Source organism: Burkholderia sp. BCC0397 (assembly GCF_902832865.1).
Lineage (GTDB): Bacteria > Pseudomonadota > Gammaproteobacteria > Burkholderiales > Burkholderiaceae > Burkholderia.
The window spans coordinates 76,276-100,941 of sequence record NZ_CADFDL010000019.1; the positions used below are offsets into that span (position 1 = coordinate 76,276).

Below are 24,666 nucleotides of genomic sequence, written 5' to 3' on the forward strand. Positions count from 1 at the left end.
CACATCCGTGCCCGCGCCGGTTCGCGCGGCCCGCACGCACGCGGCGAAGGTCGGATCGCACGACGTTCGCGTCGCATCGCGTGCCGCTCGCCGTCACGCACGCACCTCGCCTCCGTTGCGGACGCCGACCGCCTAGTATGGAAAGAGCGGCCCGCCGCCGCATCGTCCGAGGAGGCCAGCATGAACCCCCAATCGCTGTCCGGCATGCTTCGCGCGCAGGAACTGCTGATCGTGTCGATGATCCGCGCACTTCCGCCTGACACACGCCGTGCGCTCGTCGAGCTCTACACCGAACAGATCGCGTTCGCCGAACAGGCCGGCATCGAAAGCCACAGCGATCGCGCGACGCACGAGGCGTTCATCGCGCATGCCCGCAATCTGCTGATTCGCATCGAAGCGCTGGCTTAGGGCCGGTTTCTCCTAAATTTCCGCCCCGGCTCGGGCGAGCCGTGCATGCGAGCGCTCACTCGCATGGGTCGCTTTGCGTCCTTGTATTGATAATGATTCTCATTTACACTGGTAAAGTTGTCAGTTGCCTTTCACATCGCCGTTTGCCGCACGTCGCGCGCAAACGGGCCAGCCAGGTGAACGCGTCACCCAGCCAGCCTTCGGGCTTGTTATCGTCAATGGGAGACCACCTGTGCATTGCTATACGCTGGCGCGGCGGCCGATCTGTGCCGCGCTGTTCGGCGCGTTCGGCCTGTCCGCTGCCACTGCTCACGCCGATTCGTCGCCGCAAGGCGCCACCCCGCCTGCCGCCGTCCTGACCACCGCCGCCGCGTCCGCGCGCGGCAATGCGGCGCTGCTCGACCCCGTCACCGTCACGGCCACCCGCACCGCCACCGCGGCGAGCCGCACGGCGGCGTCCGTGTCGGTGATCACCGACGAGGATCTCGAAGAACGGCAGGCCGCCAACATCAAGGACGCGCTGCGCTACGAGCCGGGCGTCACGGTGCGCCGCACCGCGTACCGGCCCGGCAACGCCGCGCTCGGCGGCGGCCGCGACGGCGATTCGAGCATCAACATCCGCGGCCTCGAAGGCAATCGCGTGCTGCTGATGGAAGACGGCATCCGCCTGCCGAACGCGTTTTCGTTCGGCCCGCTCGAAGCGGGCCGCGGCGACTACGCCGATCTCGACACGCTCAAGCGCATCGAGATCCTGCGCGGGCCGGCGTCGGCGCTCTACGGCAGCGACGGGCTGACCGGCGCGGTGAACTTCATCACGAAGGACCCGCGCGACCTGCTGTCGGTCTACCACAAGCCCTATTACTTCTCGTTCCGGCCGAGCTACGACTCGACCGATCGCAGCATCGGCGCGACCGTGTCGGCCGCGGGCGGCAACGATCGCATCCAGGGGATGATCATCGCCGACGGCCGGCGCGGCCACGAGGTCGACACGCGCGGCGGCAACAACTCGGCGAGCACGCTGCGCACGACGTCGAACCCGCAGGACGTGTATTCGGAATCGCTGCTCGGCAAGCTCGTGCTGACGCCCACCACCCGCGACACGATCAAGTTCACCGCCGAAACGGTGCAGCGGCGCGTGAGCACCGACGTGCTGTCGGCGATCAATGCGCCGGCGACGCTCGGCCTCACGACCCACGACCGGCTCGAGCGCAACCGCTTCAGCGTCGACTACGACTTCCGCGACGACGCATTCCGCTGGTTCCAGACCGCGCACGTGCAGTTCTATTACCAGGACGCCAAGCAGGACCAGTACGCGTTCGAGACGCGCGGCAGGCAGCCTTCGCGTTCGCGCGACAACCAGTACAAGGAACGCACGTTCGGCGGCGCCGCGTTCGCGGAGAGCGGCTTCTCGACCGGCCCGCTCGCGCACAAGCTGCTCTATGGCGTCGACGGCAGCCTGTCGCGCGTGACGAATAGGCGCGACGGCACGGTGCCGGGCGTCGGCGAAGCGTTCCCGAACAAGGCGTTCCCCGACACCGACTACACGCTGTTCGGCGCGTTCGTGCAGGACCAGATCGGCTTCGGCCGCCTGCTCGTCACGCCGGGCCTGCGCTTCGACACGTACCGGCTGAGCCCGACCGAAAACGATCCGCTGTTCACCGGCAAGGCCGTGTCGACCAGCGCGAACGAACTGTCGCCGCGCGTCGCCGTGCTCTACGAGATCACGCCCGCCGTCATTCCGTACGTGCAGTACGCGCACGGCTTTCGCGCGCCGACGCCCGACCAGGTGAACAGCAGCTTCTCGAACCCGGTGTACGGCTACACGTCGATCGGCAATCCGAACCTGAAGCCCGAAACCAGCGACACGTTCGAAGCCGGCCTGCGCGGCAAGGCCGGCACCGGCTACGGCGTCGTGCGCTACAGCGCGGCCGCGTTCACCGGCCGCTACCGCAACTTCATCTCGCGCACGACGATCGCCGGCAGCGGCCGGCCGGTCGACCCGTTCGTGTTCCAGTACGTGAACTTCGCCGACGCGCGCATCCACGGCCTCGAAGGCCGCGCCGAATGGGTGATGCCGAACGGCATCACGCTGAAGACGGCGATGGCCTTCACCAAGGGTTCGACGCAGAACGACGGCGCGGCGAGCCAGCCGCTCGACACGATCACCCCGTTCTCGGCCGTGTTCGGCGTGCGCTACGAGCCGAGCGAGCGCTGGTTCGTGCAGAGCGACCTGCTGTTCCAGGCCGCGAAACGCGACAAGGACATCCCGGCGAGCGCGTGCCCGGGGACTAGAACGTCGTGCTTCGCGCCGCCGTCGTCATTCGTCGTCGACCTGCGCGGCGGCTACCGCTTCAACAAGCACGTAAGCGCCACCATCGGCATTCGCAACCTGTTCGACCGCAAGTACTGGAACTGGTCGGACGTGCGCGGCCTCGCGTCCGACGCGCAGGTGCTCGATGCGTATTCGTCGCCCGGCCGCACGGTCGCCGTCAGCATGAAAGTGGATTTCTGATGCGCGTTGCCCGCGCTGCCACCCCAACCGTTACTTGAAGGAGTCCGACATGATGCAATCCGCCCTTCCCGGTCAATCGGCCACGCCGGCCCGCGCGGCCGCCGCCTTGCGCGACGCGTTCGTCAAGCTCAAGACCGAGCGCCAGCTGCGCAACCGCGACGTCGCGCAGGCGCTCGGCGTCAGCGAAGCCGAGGCGCTCGCCGCGTTCGTCGGCGAGCACGTCGTGCGGCTCGACGCGCGCTTTCCGGCGATGTTCGAGGAAATGCCGCGCCTCGGCCGCGTGATGGCGCTGACGCGCAACGACACGGCCGTCCACGAAAAGGACGGCGAGTACGCGCAGATGAGCCACGACGGCCCCGTCGGCCTCGCGCTCGGCGACATCGACCTGCGCATCTTCTATCGTCACTGGGTGTCGGCGTTCGCGGTGCGCGACGAGACCGCGCACGGCCCGCTGAAGAGCCTGCAGTTCTTCGATGCGCAAGGCCACGCGATCCACAAGGTCTACCTGCGCGCGCACAGCGATCACGCCGCATACGACGCGTTCGTCGAACGCTGGCGCGCGCCGTCGCAGGAGCCCGGCCTCGAGGTCGCGCCCGCCGCGCCGAAAACGCCCGAGCGCGCGGACACCGAGATCGACGTCGCGGGCTTTCGCGCCGCGTGGGACGCGATGACCGACACGCACCAGTTCTTCGGCATCACGCAGCGCTTCGGCGTGAGCCGCATGCAGGCGCTGCGCCTCGCCGATCCGCACTACGCGTATCCGGTCGAAACCGCGCATGCGTTGCGCCACGTGCTCGAACACGCAGCGAAAAGCGGCCAGCCGATCATGGTGTTCGTCGGCAACGCGGGGATGATCCAGATCCATACGGGCCCCGTCGCGAACGTGCGCGAGGTCGGCGCGTGGATCAACGTCCTCGATCCGGGCTTCAACCTGCATGTACGCGAAGACCTGATCGCCGCCGCATGGGTCGTGAAGAAGCCGACGAGCGACGGCATCGTCACGTCGCTCGAGCTGTTCGACCGGCAGGGCGACCACGTCGCGCTGCTGTTCGGCGAGCGCAAGCCCGGCAAGGTCGAGCGCGACGACTGGCGCGCGCTCGTCGCGACGCTGCCGGCGGCCGCACGCGGGGGCGCGCGGTGAGCGCGCGGCCGTTCGATCCGCGCCGCCGTACGCTGCTGGCCGGCGCGGCGGCCGGCGCGCTCGCGGGCGCGCTGCCCGGCGGCGTGCTCGCCCAGGCCGCGCCGGCCGCCCCGAAGCGCGTGATCGTGATCGGCGGCGCGCTCGCGGAGACCACCTTCGCGCTCGGCGGCGCCGAGACACCGCGTTACCGGCTCGTCGGCGCCGACACGACCTGCACGTATCCCGACGCCGCGAAGCGCCTGCCGAAGGTCGGCTACCAGCGCGCGCTGTCGGCCGAAGGGCTGCTGTCGCTGCGGCCCGATCTCGTGCTGACCTCGGCGGAAGCCGGCCCGCCGACGGCGCTCGCGCAGGTGAAAGGCGCCGGCGTCACGGTGACGACGTTCGACGAGCGCCACGACGTCGAATCGGTGCGCGCGAAGATCACCGGCGTCGCGCAGGCGCTCGACGTGCGCGACGCCGGCACCGCGCTGCTGCAGCGTTTCGATCGCGACTGGCAGGCCGCGCGCGCCGCGGTCGCCGCGCGCGTGCCCGGCGGCGCGCAGCCGCCGCGCGTGCTGTTCGTGCTGAACCATACCGGCACCCAGGCGCTCGTCGCCGGCCAGCGCACGGCCGCCGACGCGATGATCCGCTATGCGGGCGCGCGCAACGCGATGCAGGGCTTCGATCACTACAAGCCGCTGACGACCGAGGCGCTCGCGGCGGCCGCGCCCGACGTCGTGCTGATCTCCGACGAAGGGCTGGCGGCCGTCGGCGGTCACGCCGCGCTGCTCGCGACACCCGGCTTCAGCATGACGCCGGCCGGCCGCGCACGGCGCGTCGTATCACTCGACGCGCTGTTCCTGCTCGGCTTCGGCCCGCGCCTGCCGCTCGCCGTCACGACCCTGCATCGACGCCTGTCGGATGCGCTCGCCTGATTCCGGACCGACCCGATGCCCGCTCACGCTTCGCCCTTCAACGCGCCGTCGCCCACCTCGCGCGCCGGCGCCGCGCGCCTCGGCACGTCGCGCCGCTTCGCGCCATTCGTCCTGGCCGCGCTCGCCGTTCTGGTGGGCGCGATGTCCGTCGTCGCGCTGTGCGTCGGCGCGTACCGCATTCCGCTGGCGGAAGCTTGGGCCGCGCTGAGCGGCGACGTGGCCGCGCAACAGGCGCGCGCGGTGCTGTTCGACATCCGCGCGCCGCGCGTCGTGCTCGCACTGCTGGTCGGCGGCGGCTTCGGCGCGACCGGCGCCGCGATGCAGGCGCTGTTCCGCAATCCGCTCGCCGATCCGGGGCTCGTCGGCGTGTCGAGCGGCGCCGCGCTCGGCGCGACCACGCTGATCGTGCTCGGTCCCGCGCTCTTTGCCGCGCACGCGAGCGCGGCCGCGCTGCCGGTGGCCGCGTTCGCGGGCGGCCTCGCGGTCGCGGCGCTCGTCTACCGGCTGGCCGCATCGCACGGCCGGCTCGCGCTGCCGCTGCTGCTGCTCGCCGGCATCGCGATCAATGCGCTGGCCGGCGCGGCGATCGGGCTGCTCACGTTCGTCGCCGACGACGCGCAGCTGCGTTCGCTGACCTTCTGGAGCCTCGGCAGCCTCGGCGGCGCGCAATGGTCGACGCTGGCGGCCGTCGCGCCGTGCGTCGCGATCGGCTGCGTGCTGCTCGTGCGCGAACGCGATGCGCTGAACGCGCTGCAGCTCGGCGAAACCGAAGCGCTGCATCTCGGCGTGCCCGTGCAGCAACTGAAGCGGCGCGTGCTCGTCGCGGTCGCGCTCACGGTCGGCGCGCTCGTGTCGTGCGCGGGCATCATCGGCTTTATCGGGCTCGTCGCGCCGCATTGCGTGCGCCTCGCGTGCGGCCCCGACCAGCGCATCGTGCTGCCCGGCGCCGCGTTGCTCGGCGCGTTGCTGACGCTCGCGGCCGATCTTGCCGCGCGCACCGTCGCCGCGCCCGCCGACATTCCGCTCGGCGTGCTGACCGCGCTGCTCGGCGCGCCGTTCTTCCTCGCACTGCTGTGGAAGAACCGCAGCGCGCTCGGCAGGTAATCCCTTCTTCACGACGACCATGCTGACTGCCCACCACCTCGACGTCGCCCGCCGGCACGACACGATCCTGCGCGACCTGTCGCTGTCGATCGAACCCGGCCGCGTGACCGCGCTGCTCGGCCGCAACGGCGCAGGCAAGAGCACGCTGCTGAAAACCTTCGCCGGCGAGCTGACCGGCAGCGTCGCGCCGAACGGCGTGCGCGTGACGGGCGACATCACGCTGAACGGCGAACCGCTCGCGCGCATCGACGCGCCGCGGCTCGCGTGCCTGCGCGCGGTGCTGCCGCAGGCCGCGCAGCCGGCGTTCCCGTTCAGCGTCGATGAAATCGTGCTGCTCGGCCGCTATCCGCATGCGCGGCGCAGTGGTGCCACGTCACACCGCGATCGCGACATCGCGTGGCGCGCGCTCGAACGCGCGGGCGCCGATGCGCTCGTCGGCCGCGACGTCACGACGCTGTCGGGCGGCGAACTCGCGCGCGTGCAGTTCGCCCGCGTCCTCGCGCAGCTGTGGCCGGACCACGACGCAACGGAAGCCGGCCCGCGTTATCTGCTGCTCGACGAGCCAACCGCCGCGCTCGACCTCGCGCACCAGCACCGGCTGCTCGATACCGTGCGCGCCGTCGCGCGCGAATGGCAACTCGGCGTGCTCGCGATCGTCCACGATCCGAACCTCGCCGCGCGGCATGCGGATACGATCGCGATGCTCGCCGACGGCACGATCGTCGCGCATGGCGCGCCGCGCGACGTGATGACGCCCGCCCATATCGCGCAGTGCTATGGCTTCGCGGTGAGGATGGTGGAAACCGGCGACGGGACACCGCCGGTGATGGTGCCCGCGTAGCGTGGGCGTGTATCGCAAGATCGTTGCGTCGCTCGATGTCGCGTGCTGCCGTCGTCGGCGGCCTTCGCTCGAGATCGTTCGTCTCTCCCCTTCGAGGAAAACTCCGTGCCACTTCCGATGACCCGCATCATCCTGTACGTCCGCGACGTCGCGTTGCTGAAGACGTTCTATCAACGGCATTTCGCACTGCCCGTCATCGAGGAAATCGACGGCGAATGGACCGTGCTCGACGCAGGCGCGATCGAACTCGCGCTGCATCGGGCCGGCCCGGCGTTCCGTCATGCAGCCGCATCCGCAAGCACGAACGCGCACGCGGCCACCAGCAACGTGAAGCTCGTATTCAGAATCGACGCCGATATCGACGCGTATCGCGACCGGCTCGCGCGCGACGGCGTGACCGTGCACGATATCAAGCGCTACGACGGCTTCCCGTACCGGATGGTCGACGGCATCGATCCGGAAGGGAACGTCTTTCAGGTCATGCAGCCGGACTGAGTGCCGGCCGGCAGGCATCGGCGCGAGCGCTCAGTGCTCGACGTCCGCCGCGCCGAAGCTGCGCATCTTCCAGCCGAGCCGTACGGCGAGCATCCGCATCGAGAAGCCGGCCGCGAGCGCGACGAGCGTCGCGAACCCCGCGTCGATACCGAGATGCTGCATCCCGACATACAGCGAACCCGTGACGAACGCGACGCTCGCATACAGTTCCTCGCGCAGGATCAGCGGCATCTCGTTGCACAGCAGGTCGCGCAGCATCCCGCCGCACACGCCCGTGATCGCCCCGGCCAGCACGACGATGATCGGCGCCGTGCCGGTCGACGCGCCGACGTCGCAGCCGATGATCGTGAATGCCGCGAGGCCGATCGCATCGACGGTGACGAACAGCGTCTTCATCCGCGCGACGTGCCGTGCCGCCCACGACGCGACGGTCGCCGCGACGAGCGTGATCACCAGGTATTCGGGATGCGCGATCCAGCCGAGCGGATAGTGGCCGAGCAGCACGTCGCGCACGGTGCCGCCGCCGAGCGCCGTCACCGCGCCGACGAGCGCGAGCCCGAAGCGGTCCATCCCGCGGCGCATGCCCATCAGCGCCCCCGACATCGCTTCCGCGACGATCGCAATCAGATAAAGCGTGTGCATCGCGCGCGTCAGTCGTCGGTCCGGAACAGGTCGAGCACGCGTTCGCGCTCGGCCGCATCGACGGCGGCAGGCATCGGTTCGTCGCGCTTGCCGTTGCCGGCCGGTGCGTTCGGTGCATCCGGCGCATCGACGGCCGCCGCGCCGCCGCATGCAAAGCGGCTGCGGATATACGCCGGCACGTCGGCCGTGCACGTGCCACGCGTGTATTCGGCGTACACGAAATCGCCGTCGACGAGCGCGACGTCCTGCGGCGGCGTCGCATCGAGCGGCGTGCGCCCGTCGACGGCCGTCTTCATGTAGTCGAGCCAGACGGGCAACGCCAGCGTCGCGCCGGTCGCGCGCCCCATCGGGCGCGGCGTGTCGTAGCCGAGCCACGCGACCGCGACGATGCCCGACGAATAGCCGGCGAACCACACGTCCTTCGATCCGTTCGACGTGCCCGTCTTGCCGGCCGCATCGTCACGCCGCAGCGCGAGCGCGCCGCGCGCGGTGCCGGCCCGCACGACGTCGCGCAGCATGCTGTCCATCACGAACGCATTGCGTGCCGACACGACCCGCTCGCCCGCCGGCACGGTCGCCTCGTACATCGCGCCGCCGTGACGCTGCTTCACCGACAGGATCAGGCGCGGCTCCATCCGCGTCCCGCCGTTCGCGAACACGCTGTAGGCGCTCGCGAGTTCGAGCGGCGTTACGGCGCCCGCGCCGAGCGCGAGCGGCAGCGACGCCGGATTGCGCTGCGCGTCGAAGCCGAAGTGCACCGCGTGCTGCTGCACGTAGCGCGCGTCGGTTGCCTGCATCAGGCTGACCGCGACCAGGTTCTTCGAGCGCACGAGCCCGCGCCGCACCGGGATGAAGCCTTCGTAGCGATTGCCGAAATTACGCGGACGCCAAGGCCGCGCGCCGGTTTCCGCGTGCGTGAGCGTGCGCTGCGTATCGTCGACGAGCACGCCGGGGAAGTAGCCCTTCTCCAGCGCCGCCGAATAGACGAACGGCTTGAAGCTCGACCCCGGCTGGCGATACGCCTGCAGCGCATGATCGAACACGTTGCGGTTGAAATCCGCGCCGCCGACCAGCGCGAGCATGTCGCCGGTGGCCACATCGAGCGACACGAGCGCGCCTTCGAGCCCGGTGCGCGCCTCGCGCTTCGCGCGCGGCTGGCGGCTCAGCGTGCGCTCGAGCGCGGCTTCGGCCGCGCGCTGGTCGCGCATCGAGATGGTGGTCGTCACGTCGAGGCCGAGTGTGTACGCGTCGTCATGAAACCGCTCGACCATCATCCGGCGCGCGCGCTCGGCGACGTACGGCGCCGCGACGATGCCGGGCGGCGGCGTGGTCGCCAGCGCGATCGGCGCGTCGACGGCCGCGCGATACGTCACCTCGTCGAGCTGGCCGAGCGCATGCATCCGGCCGAGCACGTAGTTGCGCCGCGCGGTCGCGCGCGCCGGGTTGACGACCGGGTTGAACGCGGACGGCGCCTTCGGCAGCCCGGCGAGCACGGCCGCCTCGCCCGCGCTCAGCGCGTCGAGCGGCTTGCCGAAGTACACGTGCGCGGCGGCCGCAAAGCCGTACGCGCGCTCGCCCAGATAGATCTCGTTCATGTACAGCTCGAGCAGCTTGTCCTTGCTGTATTCGCGTTCGAGCTTGGCCGCCATCAGGATCTCGGCGAGCTTACGGCTCAGCACCTTGTCGCGCGTCAGGTAGAAGTTGCGCGCGACCTGCATCGTGATCGTGCTGCCGCCCTGCCCCGGCTGCCCCGTCACCACGTTCGCGAACGTCGCGCGCGCGAGGCCGCCCACATCGACCGGGCCGTGTTCGTAGAACTTCGCGTCCTCGGCCGCGAGCAGCGCATGCCGCATCAGCGGCGGGATGCGTTCGAGCGGCACGAACTCGCGCCGCTCGACGCCGTATTCGGCCAGCAGGTCGCCGTCGCGCGAGAAGATCCGCAGCGGCAGCGCGGGACGATAGACGGCCAGGTGTTCGACGGACGGCAACTGCGTCCAGATGCGATCGATCGTCCATGCGCCGATGCCCGCGCACGCGAGCGCCAGGCCGAGCAGCGCGCCCGCGAGCGTACGCCATACGCGGCGGCGGCGCGGCGGTGCGGATGGCGGCGCGGGCGGTGGCGGTGGGTTGGCGGTGGGGTCGGTCATGTCGGGCTCCTTCTTCAGTGCCGCGACGGCCGGCGCGCGAGCGGCGCCGATCGGTCACGAAAGGCGCGCATTGTCGAAGGGATGGCGCGAAACCGGAACATTCTTTAGCCAAAGTTTGGCTGGCTAAATTTTATTTAGGGAAGCGCTTCGGAGCCCGCTCGCGCCGCGTATGCCGGTCCGCGGCATGGCGTCGCGGCCGAGCGCGACGGGCACGCGAGCCGGTTCGCTTGTACCATCGTCGGATGTTCGATCGATACTTCGACCTGTGGGGCCTCGTCCCCGACGGCGGCCCGATCCTGACCGCGAGCGGCGGCCTGTTGCCGGTCGTCTGGCACGCGCGGCCGGCGATGCTGAAAGTCGCGACGTGCGACGAAGAGCGCCGCGGCAATGCACTGATGGCCTGGTGGAACGGGCAAGGCGCCGCGCAGGTGTGGCAGCACGACGGCGACGCGATCCTGCTCGAACGCGCGCAGCCGGCGCCGTCGCTGGCCGCGTTGTCGGCAGCGGGTCACGACGACGACACGATGCGCATCGCCTGCGACGTCGTCGCGCGGCTGCACGCGCATCGTGCACCGCAGTTACCTCCGGTCGTGCCGCTGCACGACTGGTTCTACGCGCTGCTGTCGAACGACGCCGACAACGACGCACTGCGCCGCTCGGCAACGATCGCCCGCCAGTTGCTGGCCGAGCCCTCCGGCGACGAAGTCGTGCTGCACGGCGACATTCACCACGACAACATCCTTCATTTCGGCGATCGCGGCTGGCGCGCGATCGACCCGAAAGGGCTGCGCGGCGAGCGCACGTTCGATTACGCGAACCTGTTCTGCAATCCTGCGCATGACATCGCGGTCGATCCCGTGCGTTTCGAGCGGCGTGTCGCGGTCGTGGCAGATGCCGCGCAGCTCGACCGGCGGCGGTTGCTGCAATGGATACTCGCGTGGGCTGGGCTGTCGGCCGTGTGGTTGATGGAAGACGAGTTGCCGGCCGATACGCGGCTGGAGGTTGCGCAACTCGCGGCAATCGCGCTCGGCCTGTAGCAATACGCAGCGACCATGAAAACAGGTCCATCGCGGATTTCCGGAGGGAAAGCCGCGAAGACCACCGGCATTCGGCCTGTTTCAGGCACTCGACCATAAGGGCTAGATCGCCGACAACTTGAGTAACCGCGTGCCTTTGGTCAATATCGATGAAAGCTTCGAGAGATTTCGGAATCGTTGTCCGGCGGGCTGCGCTAGCAGCCAGGCATGTCGACCTCTCCACGGCCATGTGCGACCTGGCCGGCTGCTGCCGCGGTGCCGGACGGATTCCGATGCGCGGGACCCGGGATATCCACGTGACGCTGGCGTTACCGTAGGCCTCCGAGGACAACGAGAACGCGACCGACTATCGCGCGACCGAGTTCAAGCCCGGCCGGCATCTTTTGCCGCTGTTGCGCGGCGCTCGTGGGGCTTGCGCCAGCACCACGCCGGAACCCGCTTCACCTCGACGAGCGCGACGAAGGCCTGTGCGTCCATATAGCGGTGCCTGTTCAGAGAATCGACCGATAGGTGCCGCCCTCGACGCGTACCGCAGCGCCATTGGATGCCGCGCCCAAAGGACTGACAAGCAACGCCACCATCGCGGCAATTTCGTCGGCCTCGATCATGCGGGCAATCAGCGAGCTTGGACGATACGTGTCGAAGAAGTGCGATTCGATTTCCGCGTCGCTCATATCGGGTCGTGGCGCGGTCTGCCGAAGATACGCCACGATGCCTTCCGAGCGCGTAGCGGAGGGCAGTACGCTGTTGACAGTGACGCCCGTCCCCTTCGTCAGTTCGGCCATTCCGCGCGAGACCGCGAGTTGAGCCGATTTGCTGACACCGTAGTGCACCATGTCCGGCGGCGTGAATGCGCCGACTTCACTGGACATGAAGATCACACGCCCCCAGTTCTTCGCAAGCATGCGAGGAAAGTAATGACGTGACAGCCGTACACCCGACATCACGTTGACGTCGATCATTCTCAGCCAGTCGTCATCGGTGATCTCGGCAAACGGCTTGGCTTCGTAGTAGCCGAGATTGTTCACGAGAATATTCGTGTCCGGCTGTGCATCGATCAGTTCCGCGACACCGCGATCGCCGCTCACGTCGGCGACGATTCCGCGCACGCTGCCGCGCTGCGCGGTAGCGGAGAGCTCGGCGACGGCCGCGTCGAGCTTGTCGCGTTGCCGCCCGGTGATCGTGACCGCCACGCCTTCCCCGGCCAACGTTCGCGCGATCGCCATGCCGATGCCGGCAGTGGCGCCAGTGACGATCGCAGTTTTTCCTTCAAGTTGCAGATCCACGGTTTGCTTCTCCTTTACTCATCGAGGAACCGGCACTGCCGGTCTATCGCACGGCATTACTTGAGCCGCTTCAGCATTTCGCCGGCGACGTCCAGAGCCGATGCGGGATTTTGTCCCGTGATCAATTCACGGTCGGTCACCATGTATGCGGTAAACGGCATCTTGTTACTGCTATAAATTCCACCCGCGCGTTGCAACGCAGTCTGCGGATAGAACTTCATCGCGCCGCCGCCGAGCAGCCCTTTGGCCTGTTCTTCTTCCGCGTTGCTGATCACCGTCATCCGGTAACCGGCATAGATCCATTTCGGATCGCCGTCGCCCGCGTTCCCTGCCGCGAGCTTTCGTGTAAAGCCCGGCGCATCGGGCAGGGTCGACAGCAGCGCAATCGGGCCGTGGCAAACGAGCGCCGTGGTCTTGCCGCGCGCGTGAAAGTCGGCCAGCAATCTGCCCACGGCGGCACTGGTCGACAGGTCCTGCATCGGCGCATGGCCGCCGGGAACATAGACGGCATCGAAGTGCGCGTAACCGATCTGCTCCACCCGCGATAGGCTGATCACCGGGGAATGCGTGTGCGACGTGATTTGCAGCTTGTCGAGCAAGGCCCGGTAGTCGCGCATCGCCTTGTCATCGCCGTTGAAGTACATCTTGTCGGCCGACGTGACGTCCATCGTCGGTGCCTTGCCCTCCGGCGTGGCGAAGGTCACCTGATGACCCGCATCGAGCAGCGCCTTCACGGGCTGCATCAGCTCGTTCAGGTAGAAGCCCGTCGCGAAGACCTTGTCGTCCTTCAGGTCGAGGTGATCGGAATCCGACAACACCACGAGGACGTTGGCAGCGTGAGCGCCGTACGCGGCAATGCCGAGCATGGCGGCAACGGCGAGCTTGCGCATCGAATGCATGACTTTCTCCATCGGGAAATTTCAAGCTTGTCGTGAACGGGTGAGCAACAGATGACGCATGGACGCGCCCACGCCGGAAGCCGACTGCGGGTTCTGGCCAGTCACGAGCCGTCCGTCGACGACGACCTTCGCCGTCCAGTTCGGCACGGGATGGTGAAGTGCGCCGCGCTGCGTCAAGGTGCTCGCGAGCAGGAAAGGGACGACGCGATCGAGCTGGACCGCCCGTTCTTCTTCATCCGTGAATGCGCTCAGATTCTTGCCGGCGACGAGATATGTACCGTCGACAAGTTTCACGTCGACCAGTGCGGCCGGACCGTGACATACCGCACCGACCACGCCACCCGCCTCATAGACCGCTCGCGTCACCTTTTCCACGTCGGCATTGCCGGGAAAATCCCACATTGCGCCATGACCGCCGGCAAAGAAGACCGCGGCATATTTCGATGCGTCGACATCGCCCAGCCGCTGCGTGTGGCGCAGTGCGTCGCGGAAAGCGGCATCGCTCCAATAGTGAGCATTGATTTCGTCGTCGAGATCGAGCCCGTCGACTGGCGGTTCACCGCCCTGAATCGATGCGAATTCGACGGGAATACCAGCCGCGTCGAGTTCGGCCAGCGGATGCGTCACTTCGCCGAGATAAAAACCGGTCGGCTCGTCGGTCGAGCCTTTCTTCGCGTGGCTCGTGAGTACGAAAAGGACCGACAAATCCTGTCGGTCGCGAGGTTCGCCATTCATGCCTGTGCTCCAGATGTCGGTGGGTGACTCGACAATTCAGTCACGAAGCACGCACTTTATTTGGCTCGTTCGAGGAGATAAACTGACACAAAAGTAAATCATTTGTTCTTTGGAGGACAAGATGGCACGGAAATTCGACCATCTCGGCGACGTGGAAGCATTCGTGACGGTGGTCGAAAAGGGCTCGATGACAGCCGGTGCGGTGGCATTGGGCAGCACGCCTTCCGTGTTGAGCCGAGCCATCACACGTCTGGAAGCCCGGTTGGGTACGCAGTTGCTGCGTCGTTCGACTCGGCGGTTGAGCCTGACGGAGCACGGCAGGCTCTATCTGGAGCAATCACGCGCGGCGTTCCTGCTGATCGATGACGCCGAGCGGGCCATTCAGGGGCACGGTGGCACCTTGACCGGCCATGTCCGGCTGAGCGTACCAACGACGTACGGGCACTATCGTCTGCCGCCGCTGCTTCGGCGGTTCACGCGGGAACACCCGCACGTTCGCGTGGAGCTGAACATCGCGAACCGGAACGTCGATCTGGTGGCCGAGGGTTTCGACCTGGCGATCCGTCTAGGCGAATTGCCGGACAGCGGCCTGGTCGCGCGCAAGCTCGAGGATGCGGCGCTGTGCCTCGTTGCGTCGCCCGAGTACGTGGCGCAAGCCGGCACGCCGGGAAACGTGGCCGATCTGGAGGACCATCTTTGTTTGCCATTCATGCTGCCCAGCAGCGGCCGTATCGCGCCCTGGGTGTTCCGGGACGGCGATCAGGACATCGAATGGCTGCCGCCTTCGAACGTCGCGGTCTCCGACGATGTGCTGGGTGTCGTTTCGATGGCGCAGAGTGGCGCCGGCATCTGCCAGACCTATGACTTCATCGTTCAGGATCGGATCCGGGCCGGGAATCTCGTCGAAGTGCTGCCCCATCTGCGGGGTCGCACACGGCCGTTTTCGGTCATCTATGCGCCGCATCGCCGCCTGTCGGCCGCGTCCCGCAACTTGATCGACATGCTGGTCACGTCAGCAGCCGAGGCTTGAACCCGTTGCGACACGGGTTGACCTAGCGCGCCATCCTGCGTGACCCGCCTTGGGTGCATCGCCCTGTTCGGCTGCGCCGCCCGGTTCGAGACAGGTCGGAATGCACGTCCGATTCGAAGCTGACACGGTTAGCACGGCCGCGCGAAGCATCGTCAATCCGCGATACGCAGCCGGAGGCTGAATTCCGTTCCAATGGACTGCTGGAGGCGTACCGCAAAGAGGTGGTCGGCGCCGCCCTGCTCCCGGTGTACGGCGTGTGGGAGACCGAAGGCAAGGTGCGGCACTTGATCGCCAGTAAGCTCGCCGACCGGCCGAGCTACTCGGGACACTTCCTTTGACCGCGCGAGCGTTTTGCTGACCCGGCATATGTCCGGAATCGGCACCGGGCATCCAACGAAACCCACGAATAACCCGAAAAAAAACCGCCGGCAAACACCGGCGGGTTTTCATGTCCGACCTGCGCCGCGCTTCAGCGCGCAGGATTCAGCAACAAGTTCATGTGACGGTTCACATCCTTGTACAGCAGATAACGGAAACGCCCAGGCCCGCCCGAATAGCACGCCTGCGGGCAGAACGCGCGCAGCCACATGAAGTCGCCGGCTTCCACCTCGACCCAGTCCTGGTTCAGGCGATAAACGGCCTTGCCTTCCAGCACGTACAGGCCGTGCTCCATCACGTGCGTTTCGGCGAACGGAATCACGCCGCCCGGCTCGAACGTCACGATGTTCACGTGCATGTCGTGACGCATGTCGCTCATGTCGACGAAGCGCGTCGTCACCCATGCGCCGTTGGTGCCCGGCATCGGGATCGGCTCGACGTCCTGCTCGTTGGTCACGAACGCTTCCGGCAGCGGAATGCCGTCGACGGCCTGATAGTGCTTGCGCACCCAGTGGAAACGCACCGCGGCATCGCTGACGTTGTGCAGCGTCCAGTCCGCGCCCGGCGGAATGAACGCGTAGCCGCCCGGCTTCAGCGTGTGCTGCTTGCCTTGCAGCGTCAGCTCGGCTTCGCCTTCGACGACGAACAGCACGGCTTCGGCGTTCTTGTCCTGCTCGGGCTTGTCGCTGCCGCCGCCCGGATTCACTTCGACGATGTACTGCGAGAAGGTTTCCGCGAAACCCGACAGCGGGCGGGCGATCACCCACAGGCGCGTGTTCGTCCAGAACGGCAGCCAGCTCGTGACGATGTCGCGCATCACACCCTTCGGGATCACCGCGTACGCCTCGGTGAACATCGCGCGATCGGTCAGCAGATCCGTCTGCGGCGGGTGGCCGCCATGCGGCGCGTAATACGTTGTCTTAGACATAGTGCATCCAGGCAATGGGTTGGTCCGGCCCCTGGCGCAAACGGCATCGGGCGGTTCGCATGCGCGTGGGGCACGCATGCGGCGGCGGGACATCGTTGCCGGGGTGGCTTGAAAGCGCATGCGCCTTCGGTCGGTCGGCCAGGCTTCGCGTCGGGTCCGTCCGGTTCAGCGGACGCGGCGGCCCGGGTTGTCGGGCCGGCCGGGCCGCGGCGCTCGCGATCATGCGGCGAGACGCGGACGGCGGCACGGTTCGACTCGGTACGCGAGCATCGCCGACGATAGCGAAGTCGATCCCGATCGACCAATTAAATGTTGCGATGACATCCATTCGATTTCCCACTACTCGCCGGCGCCCGCGATGCGCGGTGGGGAGGCGTTGCGGGGAGCGCCGACTATCAGGGAAATCCTGACGGTTGCGATGTTCTCGCGATGCGTCCGCGCACGGCAACGCGGCGTGCAAGTGCCGATCTCGATGCATCGCGTTACGCGGATCGAAGGCGAACGATACGTGCGCGGCAGCGGATCGCTGCGGCAGGGTCGCGGGATACGGTCAGGTCAGGTTGGAACGAACCGACGTGTCCAAGGAAAAGCAGATGTGATGCGGCCAATCCTGTCCGGGCACATTCGGACGCGGCAACTGATATCGAACTGATGTCGTCGAGAAACGGAGAAAACAGCGGGAGGGATAGCCGGCCCGTCGATCGGGCACATGGCAGCGGCTGATGCAGCCGGAGGAGAATCGCCGGTCTGGCCGGCGAAGCGGCCCGGCGGGGCGCCGGGCTGAAGCTCGCGTCGGGATGCCGACGCCGTCGGCGCGCCGGTGCGCGGGTCGCGCACCGTGCCGCGCCAGCGGCGATCAGTCCCAGTCGCGGTGGTGACGATGCTTGCGGTGACGGTAGCCGCGGTCGCCGTGATCGCGATCGTACGAGCTGCGCGACATGTTGCCGCCGAGTGCCGCGCCGGCGCCGCCGCCGACCGCCGCGCCCAGCAGGCCGCCCGTGCGGCCGCCCATCGCGTTGCCTGCCGCGGTACCTGCGCCGCCGCCGAGGGCGCCGCCGATGATCGCGCCGGTGCGCTCGCGACGGTTCGACGTCACCGCGCCGCCGGCGCCGCCGCCGATCGCGCCGCCGATGACGGAGCCGGTGCTGCCACCGACCGCGCCGCCGACCGCTGCGCCGGCAACCCCGCCGAGCGCGCCGCCGAGCGCGTTGTTCAAGTCACCGGCCACGGCCGGCAGTGCAGTCGCGCCGGTCAGCACGGCGACGACGAGAGCGGGGGCGATTTTCTTCCACATTCCCGTATTCTTCCTTGTTCGCAATTCTGGTTATCGAGGTCCGCTCGTTACGACGATCTGAATCGATCGACATCGGGCCAGGCATTGTGCCGAACCGCGGACCAATTCATTTCAATGAGCTTGCGGCGAAGAATAGCACCGGTCTCGCATTCCTGCCGTGGACATTCTCGTAACAAGTTGTTTACGAATCACGCCTGTCGAACGAGCCTGCCGAATCCGGCTGAAACCCTTGCCCGTATTGGCTCCGACAAGGGTCCGGCCCCGGCTTCCGACAGACCGTTCATGCACGCGCTCGCACGTTTGAGACACACGTGGCAACACATCTGCACACGGCGTAAGCGGGCGTCCGAACGACGGTCAGAGGAAAGATGACGGGGTCAGTACACGCCGGGCAGCAACCGCCACGTGCGCGCGCAATACGCGTCGTATTCGGCGCCGAATTGCGAACGCAGCAACGCCTCCTCCGAGCGGATGCGCGCGACGAGCGGCACCAGCGTCAGCACGACCAGCAGCACGCCGACGCCCGAGCGGAACACCAGCGCCCAGCCGAGCGAATTGACGACCAGGCCGAGATAACTCGGATTGCGGATGCGGCTGTAGATGCCGCCGGTCACGAGCGTATGGCCCGGCTGGATCGCGACGAGCCCGCTGAAGCGCTTGCCGAGCACGAACACGGGCCAGATGCGCAGCACACCACCCACGAGGTACAGCACGACGCCGATCCAGCGCACCGTCTCGCCGCCGAAGGTCCAGACGTCGAGCCGGTCGGTCAGCGCGGGCAGGTACGCGAGCAGGAAGCCGCTCACCGCGAACGCCGCGAGCACCCAGCGGTTGTCGCGGCTCTCGCGCTCGCCGCTGCTCAGGTTGCCTTCGGTGAACAGCGCGGCGACGGCCATCGCGAGTGTCGCGATCGCGACGACGGTCAGCTGCGGATGCGAGAAGAACGCAGCGAACCCGCCGCTGCCGAGCACGGCGAGCCCGAGATAGACGAGCGTGGATACGCCCGACAGGACGACGACCTTGCGGGTGGCTGTCATGACGGCCTCACAGGAATGCGCTTTCCTGTGAAGTATAGGAACTGCGCACCCCGTGCGGTGTGCGCCGTGTGCGCCGTGTGCGCCGTCATGCGGCGCGACTTCGCCGCGCGAATCGTCCGGCGAAAGGCGGCGGACGGGGCCGGACGGACGGGCCCGCGCGCGACGCCGAATCAGCGGATGTGGAAGTGGCCGCCGATGCCGACGGTGACGGGCGGCGCGTAATATGCAGGCGCATAGCCGTAGTAGGCCGGCGCGGGCGCATAGCCGTACGGCGGCGCGACGTAGCAGCCGGACAGGCCGCCGATCAGGGCAAGCGTGATGAGAAGTCTGGACATGGCTCGGTTCCCTGCGCGAAAGACGAATGGCACCGCGCGAAGGCCGTGCCGCCGCGACAGGCGGCCGCCGGCACGAAGGGGCGATCCGCCCTTCCTGTCGCTCGGTGAAACAATGCGCGGAGTCTAGCGCCGGGCCTGGCCGGCCGAGTTTCCCGGGCGGTTACACGTGTTACCTCGCGTGACCGCTGAAACAGGCTTAGGCGGGGCAGCAGCCAGCCGGTGGGCGGGCCGCTGCACCCAGTGCGGTCGGGCTGTTACACGAAGCGGGCACGAATGCGCTGCGCGAGCGCTTCGAGCGTCGCCGCGTCGGCGATGTCGCGCGCATGCATCCGCAACTCCGCGCCTTCCCAGCGCGGAATCACGTGGAAGTGCACGTGCGGGACCGTCTGGCCGGCTGCCGCGCCGTTGAACTGGCCGATGAACACGCCGTCCGGCTCGAGCGCCGCGCGCACCGCCGCCGCGACGCGCTGCGTCATGCGGATGCCGGCCGCGGCCGCATCGCCGGACAGCTCGAAGATCTGCGCGGCCGGCTCCTTCGGAATCACGAGCACGTGACCGTCGGCCTGCGGCATCAGGTCCATGATCGCGAGCGTCGCGTCGTCTTCGGCGACCTTCACGCACGGCAGTTCGCCTCGCAGGATTTTGGCGAACGGGTTGTTGTTGTCGTAGGACATGGCGTTTTCCGATCTCGGTTGGACAGTGGGACTGGGAGAGCAATGCCGGACGATTATCGGCCGACGGCCGGCCCGACATCAACTCGCTCGACGCGTGCCGAAACTGTCGAGCGCGCGGCAACGCAAATGCATGCGGCCGTCATCACGCGTCACGCGGCCGCGATTGCACCGCATCGCCCGAACCTGCGACACTGCCGGATCGTTGCCGGCCGGCACGCCACCGAGGATGCTCGCGCATGACGATCCCCCTCAAGAAGCTGATTCTGCGCGGTGTCGCGCTCGCGCTCGTTGCCGCGATCGGCTACACAGGCTACATGCTGTCCCGGCTCGCGCCGATCGCGACCGGCTATGCGGCCAAGGCGCTGTGTTCCGGCGTGTTCGTGTCGGGCCGCCCGGCCGCGTCCGTGATCGACGTCGACATCATGGCCGGCGTCCATCCGCTGCTGAAACTGGTGCGCCCGTCGATCGACCCCGACCATCATCGCGCGGTGGCGACCTTCGCCGGCTTCGCCGAACGCGAAGCCGACTTCCGGCCGGGACTCGGCTGCACGCTCGCACTGGGGTCGCCGACCGGTGCAGCGGCGGCCACCTTGCCCGCCGCGTTGCCGCCCCTCCCCGATCCGCCGCCCGCGCCACCCGCCCCATCCACACCGGCCATGCCGCCCGCCGGCATCGACGCGCACAAGTTGCAGACCGCGCTCGACCGCGCGTTCGACGAACCCGATCCGGCGCGGCCGCGGCGTACGCGCGCGGTGGTCGTGATGTGGCGCGGCCAGGTGATCGCCGAACGCTATGCGCCCGGCTTCACGGCCGATACGCCGCTGCCCGGCTGGTCGATGACGAAAACCGTCACGGCCGCGCTGGTCGGCACGCTGGTCGCGCAGCACAAGCTGTCGCCGGACGCGTCGGCGCTGCTGCCCGAATGGCGCGGCAGCGGCGATCCGCGCGCGGCCATCACGCTCGACGAACTGCTGCGGATGACGAGCGGCCTGCAGTTCAACGAGGACTACGACGACCCGCTGTCCGACGTCGCGGTGATGCTGTTCACGCAGCCCGATACCGCGCGGTTCGCGTCGGCGAAGCCGCTTGCCGCGACGCCCGGCGCGCAGTGGTCGTACTCGAGCGGCACGAGCGCGATCGTCGCGCGCGTGATGCGCGAAGCGCTGGGCGGCAGCGACGACGACTACCTCGCGTTTCCGCGCCGCGCGCTGTTCGCGCCGCTCGGGATGCGCAGCGCGGTGTTCGAGCCCGATGCGTCCGGCACGCTCGTCAGCGCGTCGTACATGTATGCGAGCGCGCGCGACTGGGCGCGCTTCGGGCAGCTTCTGCTGCAGGACGGCGTGTGGAACGGGCAGCGGCTGCTGCCGGAAGGCTGGGTGCGTTACCTGACGCGCGCGACACCGCAGTCGTCGCGGCAGGAGTTCGGCGCGCAACTGTGGGTCAAGGTGCCGGAGCCGTTCAACGATCGCGATCCGCACGCGCGGGCGATGCCGGCCGACGCGTTTCATGCGGTCGGCCATGAAGGCCAGTTCGTGAGCGTGGTGCCGAGCCGTCAATTGGTGGTCGTACGGCTCGGGCTGTCGCGGCCGGAAGCCGCGTGGAATCACGAGGCGTTTCTCGCACGCGTGCTCGACGCGGTGCCGGCGCCCGGTGCGTGACGACGGGCGGTTGCCCGCCGGACGCGATACGGCGGCAGTCGTGGCGACGACGCCGCTTCACGCACTAGCCGCGCTGCATTACGGATTCGCGCTGCCCGCGTACTGCTTGAAACCCTCACGCGTCGCGAGACGTTCGATATAGCGCGACACCGCCGGCAGGTCCGGCCGCTCGAACGGCGTGCCGAACCAGCGGTTCACCGACAGGCCGATCGGAATGTCCGCGAGCGTGAACGTGTTGCCGGCCACGTACGCGCCCGTCTTTTCGAGTTGCGCATTCAGCACGTGCATGTGCTTCGTCCAGCCCGCGATCGACTGCGCGATGCCGTCCGGATCCTGGTGGTCGGGCGACTTGCGCACGAGGCCGAGGAATGCGCCGACCCACGCGCGGTTCAGGTCCGAGCCCTGCCAGTCGATCCACTGGTCGACCCGCGCACGCGCCTGCGGCTCGGCCGGATACAGCGCATCGCCGCCGTAGCGGTTCGCGAGGTAGCGGATGATCGTGTTCGATTCCCAGAGCACGAAATCGTCATCCTTGATGACAGGCACGAGCGCGTTCGGATTCAGCGCGAGATAGGCCGGATCGTGAGTCGTGCGAAAGCCCGCGCCCCAGTCTTCCTGTTCGAACGGCAGGTTCAGTTCGGTGCACAGCCACAGCACCTTGCGGACGTTGATGGACGGAATCTTGCCGAGGATGTGCAGCATGCAATCTCCTTGTGGGGTCGGGGGCAGAGCGTTCGGGGCGCACGTCACGCGCCGAACGCGTTCACGCCGAATTTATACACGACCTCGCGGGAAACGGCAGGCCGCGGGCGCGAAATCGGTGTGCGGCCGATTCGTCAGGTCGCGCAGCGCGTGCTCGGCCGTTGGGTAGCGGAACATGAATCCGTCCTGATGCAGCCGTGCCGGCATCACGCGCTGCCCGTCCAGCAGCAACTCGGCCATCTCGCCCATCGCGGCGCGCAGCGGCGCGGCCGGCACGTGCAGAAACGCGGGGCGGCGCAGCACCTTCGACACGACCTGCACGAACGCGCGCTGGGTCAGCGGCACCGGTGCGACCGCGTTGTAGACGCCGCGCATGCCCGCATTCGACATCGCGCGCGCGACGATCCGCAGCACGTCGTCGCGGTGAATCCAGCTCATCACCTGCGCGCCGTCGCCGAATCGCCCGCCCAGCCCGAAGTAATGCGGCAGCAGCATCGGGCGCAACGCCCCGCCGGGGCCGAACACGAGGCCCAGCCGCAGCACCACCGCGCGCATGCCGTGCTGCTCGAGCGGCTGCGCGGCCGCTTCCCACTGTCGACACAGATCCGACATGAAGCCCGTGCCCACGCGGCTGCCTTCGTCGAGCCGTTCGTCGCCCGGCCGCACGCCGTAGTAGCCGATCGCGGACGCCTGGATCCACGTGCGCGGCTTGACCTCGGCAGTCTCGACCCAGCGCATCAGCGCCTGCGTGACGCCGACGCGGCTGGCGAGCAGCAGCGCCTGCCGGCGCGTGCTCCAGCGCGCACCCAGCACCGGCGCCCCGGCGAGATTGACGACCGTGTCGAAGCGCTCGTGCGGCTGCAACTGGTCGGCGGACGTCACGCTGCGCACGCGGCCTTGAAACAGGTAGGCCGCGCGCAGCGGATCGCGCGCCAGCAACGTGACCGCATGCCCCGCATCGAGCAACTGGTTCACGAGCGTTTCGCCGATGAAGCCGGTGCCGCCGGTGACGAGCACGTTGCCCGGCCGCTGCCCCGCGAACGGGTTGTCGGCCGGCGCACGTGGCGCGATGCGGCACGCGGCGATCCCGTCGCGCACGCCCGATACCGTCACGCCGACGGCGAACAGGCTGAGCAGCCAGCCGCGCCAGCCGAGGTCGATCGCGTGCAGCGCGGTCGGCTCGTGCACCCACACCGCGAGTTGCATCGCGACCATCCCGAACAACGCGCCGCCGTTGACGGCCAGCAGCGTGTGCAGCACGCGCTCGGTCGCCGGCAGCTTGCGGCTTTGGTCCTCGACGACGAAATCCCACAACGTCAGCACCACCTCGATGAGCACGACGGTCGCGACGGCCGCGACCCACGCGCCGTGAAACGCGACGTTCGCGATCGATGCGAACACGAGACCGTACAGCACGGACCGCACCGCATGAATCGCCAGTTCGAGCCGCGCGCGCGGGCTGTGCGGCAGGTCCTGCGTGAGTTCGTGGTGATAAAGCGTATCGAATGCGCCCATCGCGCCCTGCACGATCAGCAGGTTGAGCGCCCAGTCGAAAGCAGGCAACGTGTTCATGCGGTATCCCTCCTCCACAACCAGACCAGCGGCGGCACCATCGCGACGAGCGCGGCAACGTCGACCGCCACGTGGCCCCACACCTGCGCCTGCCACGACAACAGCATGTCCTGCGGCGCCCAGATCAGCAGGCCGGCCAGCAGCCAGCCCCACACTTCCCGTTTCCGCAACCGGTTGCCGAGATGGACAAGCGCGAGCATCCAGACCGCTGCGCACTGCACCGTCGCGGCGATCAGCGACATCCACCAGACCTGCTGGGCGCGCGCGGCTTCGGGTGCGGTTCCCGCCCAGAAATGCCACTCGATGTCGCGGTGATACGCGTCGAGCCAGGATGCGCCGGCAATCCACGGAATCACTACGCCGACGAGCAGGTGCGCGATCGCCGCTGCGTACATCCAGCGCACGACGATGCGGCGCGGAGTGTCGTGCGCCAGGCGATTCGCTGCCGCATTTTCGGCGTTCGTGCCGATGCCGCACGCACCGCCTTCACAGCAGGCTTCCGCGCGATACCCGAGCCAGTGCGATACGGCATGCCGATTGCGTGCCAGGCGGCGATACAGCGGCGCGAACACGGCACGCATCGCCGGCACGCGAAGCAGCCGGACGACCCAGCGGCGCCCGACCAGCGTATAGGCAGCCTGAATGCTGTCGATACCGGTCAGCATGCGTCCGTCGGGCAGTCGCGCATGCAGTTCGCGATTCAGCGCGGGCAAGTCGACGCCCAGCGGCGCCGGATCGAAACCCGGCTCGGCGATATCGACGAAAGCCAGCCGGTGTCGTGCGTCGCGGGCGCCGAGACGCCGGATTTCCGCGATGCATAACGGACATCGCCCGTCGAAGTAGAGAACCAATTCACTTGAGTCCATGCTTTGCACTCCTTCTTGTTATCGCAAGCAT

The 24,666-nt window shown here is 68.1% G+C and carries 23 protein-coding genes; 10 read left to right on the plus strand and 13 right to left on the minus strand.

Annotated features, from left to right (window positions below; genetic code table 11):
* The first annotated feature begins 180 nt into the window (after window positions 1–180).
* From HWX03_RS34225 to HWX03_RS34255, 7 genes are all read left to right on the plus strand, one after another.
* Window positions 181–408, plus strand: coding sequence for a hypothetical protein (locus HWX03_RS34225; RefSeq protein WP_175874331.1), 228 nt, complete (start codon window positions 181–183; stop codon window positions 406–408).
* Window positions 409–640: 232 nt separating this feature from the next.
* Window positions 641–2,920, plus strand: coding sequence for a TonB-dependent hemoglobin/transferrin/lactoferrin family receptor (locus HWX03_RS34230; RefSeq protein WP_175874332.1), 2,280 nt, complete (start codon window positions 641–643; stop codon window positions 2,918–2,920).
* Between the two features lie 49 nt (window positions 2,921–2,969).
* A complete protein-coding gene (locus tag HWX03_RS34235) occupies window positions 2,970–4,061 on the plus strand; it encodes a ChuX/HutX family heme-like substrate-binding protein (protein WP_175874333.1) in 1,092 nt (363 codons plus the stop codon).
* Complete coding sequence (locus HWX03_RS34240; RefSeq protein ID WP_175874334.1) at window positions 4,058–4,975, plus strand: ABC transporter substrate-binding protein; 918 nt, start codon at window positions 4,058–4,060, stop codon at window positions 4,973–4,975. The genes HWX03_RS34235 and HWX03_RS34240 overlap by 4 nt, the downstream gene beginning before the upstream one ends.
* 15 nt (window positions 4,976–4,990) lie before the next feature.
* The gene (locus HWX03_RS34245) at window positions 4,991–6,079 is read left to right on the plus strand and encodes an iron ABC transporter permease (RefSeq protein WP_175874335.1); all 1,089 of its coding nucleotides are present in this window, start codon (window positions 4,991–4,993) and stop codon (window positions 6,077–6,079) included.
* A 19-nt stretch (window positions 6,080–6,098) separates the two neighbouring features.
* A complete protein-coding gene (locus HWX03_RS34250) occupies window positions 6,099–6,920 on the plus strand; it encodes a heme ABC transporter ATP-binding protein (protein ID WP_175874336.1) in 822 nt (273 codons plus the stop codon).
* Between the two features lie 105 nt (window positions 6,921–7,025).
* Window positions 7,026–7,415 carry a VOC family protein gene (locus HWX03_RS34255; protein WP_175874337.1) on the plus strand — a complete coding sequence of 130 codons (390 nt, stop codon included), beginning with the start codon at window positions 7,026–7,028 and terminating at the stop codon, window positions 7,413–7,415.
* A 30-nt stretch (window positions 7,416–7,445) separates the two neighbouring features.
* Here the strand turns inward: HWX03_RS34255 and HWX03_RS34260 are convergent, their stop codons facing one another.
* Window positions 7,446–8,057 carry a trimeric intracellular cation channel family protein gene (locus HWX03_RS34260; RefSeq protein ID WP_175874338.1) on the minus strand — a complete coding sequence of 204 codons (612 nt, stop codon included), beginning with the start codon at window positions 8,055–8,057 and terminating at the stop codon, window positions 7,446–7,448.
* A gap of 8 nt (window positions 8,058–8,065) precedes the next feature.
* Window positions 8,066–10,204 (minus strand): PBP1A family penicillin-binding protein, encoded by a 2,139-nt coding sequence (locus HWX03_RS34265; protein ID WP_175874339.1) that lies wholly within the window; start codon window positions 10,202–10,204, stop codon window positions 8,066–8,068.
* Between the two features lie 242 nt (window positions 10,205–10,446).
* Between HWX03_RS34265 and HWX03_RS34270 the strand changes: the two genes are divergently transcribed.
* Window positions 10,447–11,241 carry an aminoglycoside phosphotransferase family protein gene (locus HWX03_RS34270; RefSeq protein WP_175874340.1) on the plus strand — a complete coding sequence of 265 codons (795 nt, stop codon included), beginning with the start codon at window positions 10,447–10,449 and terminating at the stop codon, window positions 11,239–11,241.
* A gap of 491 nt (window positions 11,242–11,732) precedes the next feature.
* Here the strand turns inward: HWX03_RS34270 and HWX03_RS34275 are convergent, their stop codons facing one another.
* Genes HWX03_RS34275 through HWX03_RS34285 form a run of 3 tightly spaced genes read right to left on the minus strand, consistent with a single transcriptional unit; the run spans window position 11,733 to window position 14,161 of the window.
* Window positions 11,733–12,527, minus strand: a complete 795-nt coding sequence (locus HWX03_RS34275; protein WP_175874341.1) for an SDR family oxidoreductase — start codon at window positions 12,525–12,527, stop codon at window positions 11,733–11,735.
* A 56-nt stretch (window positions 12,528–12,583) separates the two neighbouring features.
* Window positions 12,584–13,426, minus strand: a complete 843-nt coding sequence (locus HWX03_RS34280; RefSeq protein WP_175874342.1) for a type 1 glutamine amidotransferase domain-containing protein — start codon at window positions 13,424–13,426, stop codon at window positions 12,584–12,586.
* 21 nt (window positions 13,427–13,447) lie between these two features.
* A complete protein-coding gene (locus tag HWX03_RS34285) occupies window positions 13,448–14,161 on the minus strand; it encodes a type 1 glutamine amidotransferase domain-containing protein (protein ID WP_175874343.1) in 714 nt (237 codons plus the stop codon).
* Between the two features lie 121 nt (window positions 14,162–14,282).
* On the opposite strand from HWX03_RS34285, the gene HWX03_RS34290 reads away from it, so the two are divergent.
* On the plus strand, window positions 14,283–15,191 hold the full coding sequence (locus HWX03_RS34290; RefSeq protein ID WP_175874344.1) for a LysR family transcriptional regulator: 909 nt from the start codon (window positions 14,283–14,285) through the stop codon (window positions 15,189–15,191).
* A gap of 469 nt (window positions 15,192–15,660) precedes the next feature.
* On the opposite strand, the gene HWX03_RS34295 is transcribed toward HWX03_RS34290, so the two are convergent.
* The 5 genes from HWX03_RS34295 to HWX03_RS34315 all read right to left on the minus strand — a co-directional run bounded on the left by HWX03_RS34295 (window position 15,661) and on the right by HWX03_RS34315 (window position 19,837).
* Complete coding sequence (locus tag HWX03_RS34295; RefSeq protein WP_174385663.1) at window positions 15,661–16,497, minus strand: bifunctional allantoicase/(S)-ureidoglycine aminohydrolase; 837 nt, start codon at window positions 16,495–16,497, stop codon at window positions 15,661–15,663.
* 856 nt (window positions 16,498–17,353) lie between these two features.
* Window positions 17,354–17,791 carry a hypothetical protein gene (locus tag HWX03_RS34300; protein ID WP_027781621.1) on the minus strand — a complete coding sequence of 146 codons (438 nt, stop codon included), beginning with the start codon at window positions 17,789–17,791 and terminating at the stop codon, window positions 17,354–17,356.
* 377 nt (window positions 17,792–18,168) lie between these two features.
* Window positions 18,169–18,828 carry an isoprenylcysteine carboxylmethyltransferase family protein gene (locus HWX03_RS34305; RefSeq protein WP_175874345.1) on the minus strand — a complete coding sequence of 220 codons (660 nt, stop codon included), beginning with the start codon at window positions 18,826–18,828 and terminating at the stop codon, window positions 18,169–18,171.
* 170 nt (window positions 18,829–18,998) lie between these two features.
* A complete protein-coding gene (locus HWX03_RS34310; RefSeq protein ID WP_162838116.1) occupies window positions 18,999–19,163 on the minus strand; it encodes a hypothetical protein in 165 nt (54 codons plus the stop codon).
* 254 nt (window positions 19,164–19,417) lie between these two features.
* Window positions 19,418–19,837, minus strand: a complete 420-nt coding sequence (locus tag HWX03_RS34315) for an HIT domain-containing protein (RefSeq protein ID WP_089492911.1) — start codon at window positions 19,835–19,837, stop codon at window positions 19,418–19,420.
* Window positions 19,838–20,073: 236 nt separating this feature from the next.
* Here HWX03_RS34315 and HWX03_RS34320 point away from each other — a divergent pair, with 236 nt between their 5' ends.
* Window positions 20,074–21,495, plus strand: a complete 1,422-nt coding sequence (locus HWX03_RS34320) for a serine hydrolase (RefSeq protein ID WP_175874346.1) — start codon at window positions 20,074–20,076, stop codon at window positions 21,493–21,495.
* Between the two features lie 78 nt (window positions 21,496–21,573).
* Here HWX03_RS34320 and HWX03_RS34325 read toward each other — a convergent pair whose 3' ends face one another.
* The 3 genes from HWX03_RS34325 to HWX03_RS34335 all read right to left on the minus strand — a co-directional run bounded on the left by HWX03_RS34325 (window position 21,574) and on the right by HWX03_RS34335 (window position 24,635).
* On the minus strand, window positions 21,574–22,197 hold the full coding sequence (locus HWX03_RS34325; protein ID WP_175823576.1) for a glutathione S-transferase: 624 nt from the start codon (window positions 22,195–22,197) through the stop codon (window positions 21,574–21,576).
* 72 nt (window positions 22,198–22,269) lie between these two features.
* The gene (locus HWX03_RS34330) at window positions 22,270–23,769 is read right to left on the minus strand and encodes a TIGR01777 family oxidoreductase (RefSeq protein WP_175874347.1); all 1,500 of its coding nucleotides are present in this window, start codon (window positions 23,767–23,769) and stop codon (window positions 22,270–22,272) included.
* Complete coding sequence (locus tag HWX03_RS34335; protein WP_175874348.1) at window positions 23,766–24,635, minus strand: DUF393 domain-containing protein; 870 nt, start codon at window positions 24,633–24,635, stop codon at window positions 23,766–23,768. Before HWX03_RS34335 ends, HWX03_RS34330 begins: the two co-directional genes overlap by 4 nt.
* Window positions 24,636–24,666: the final 31 nt, after the last annotated feature.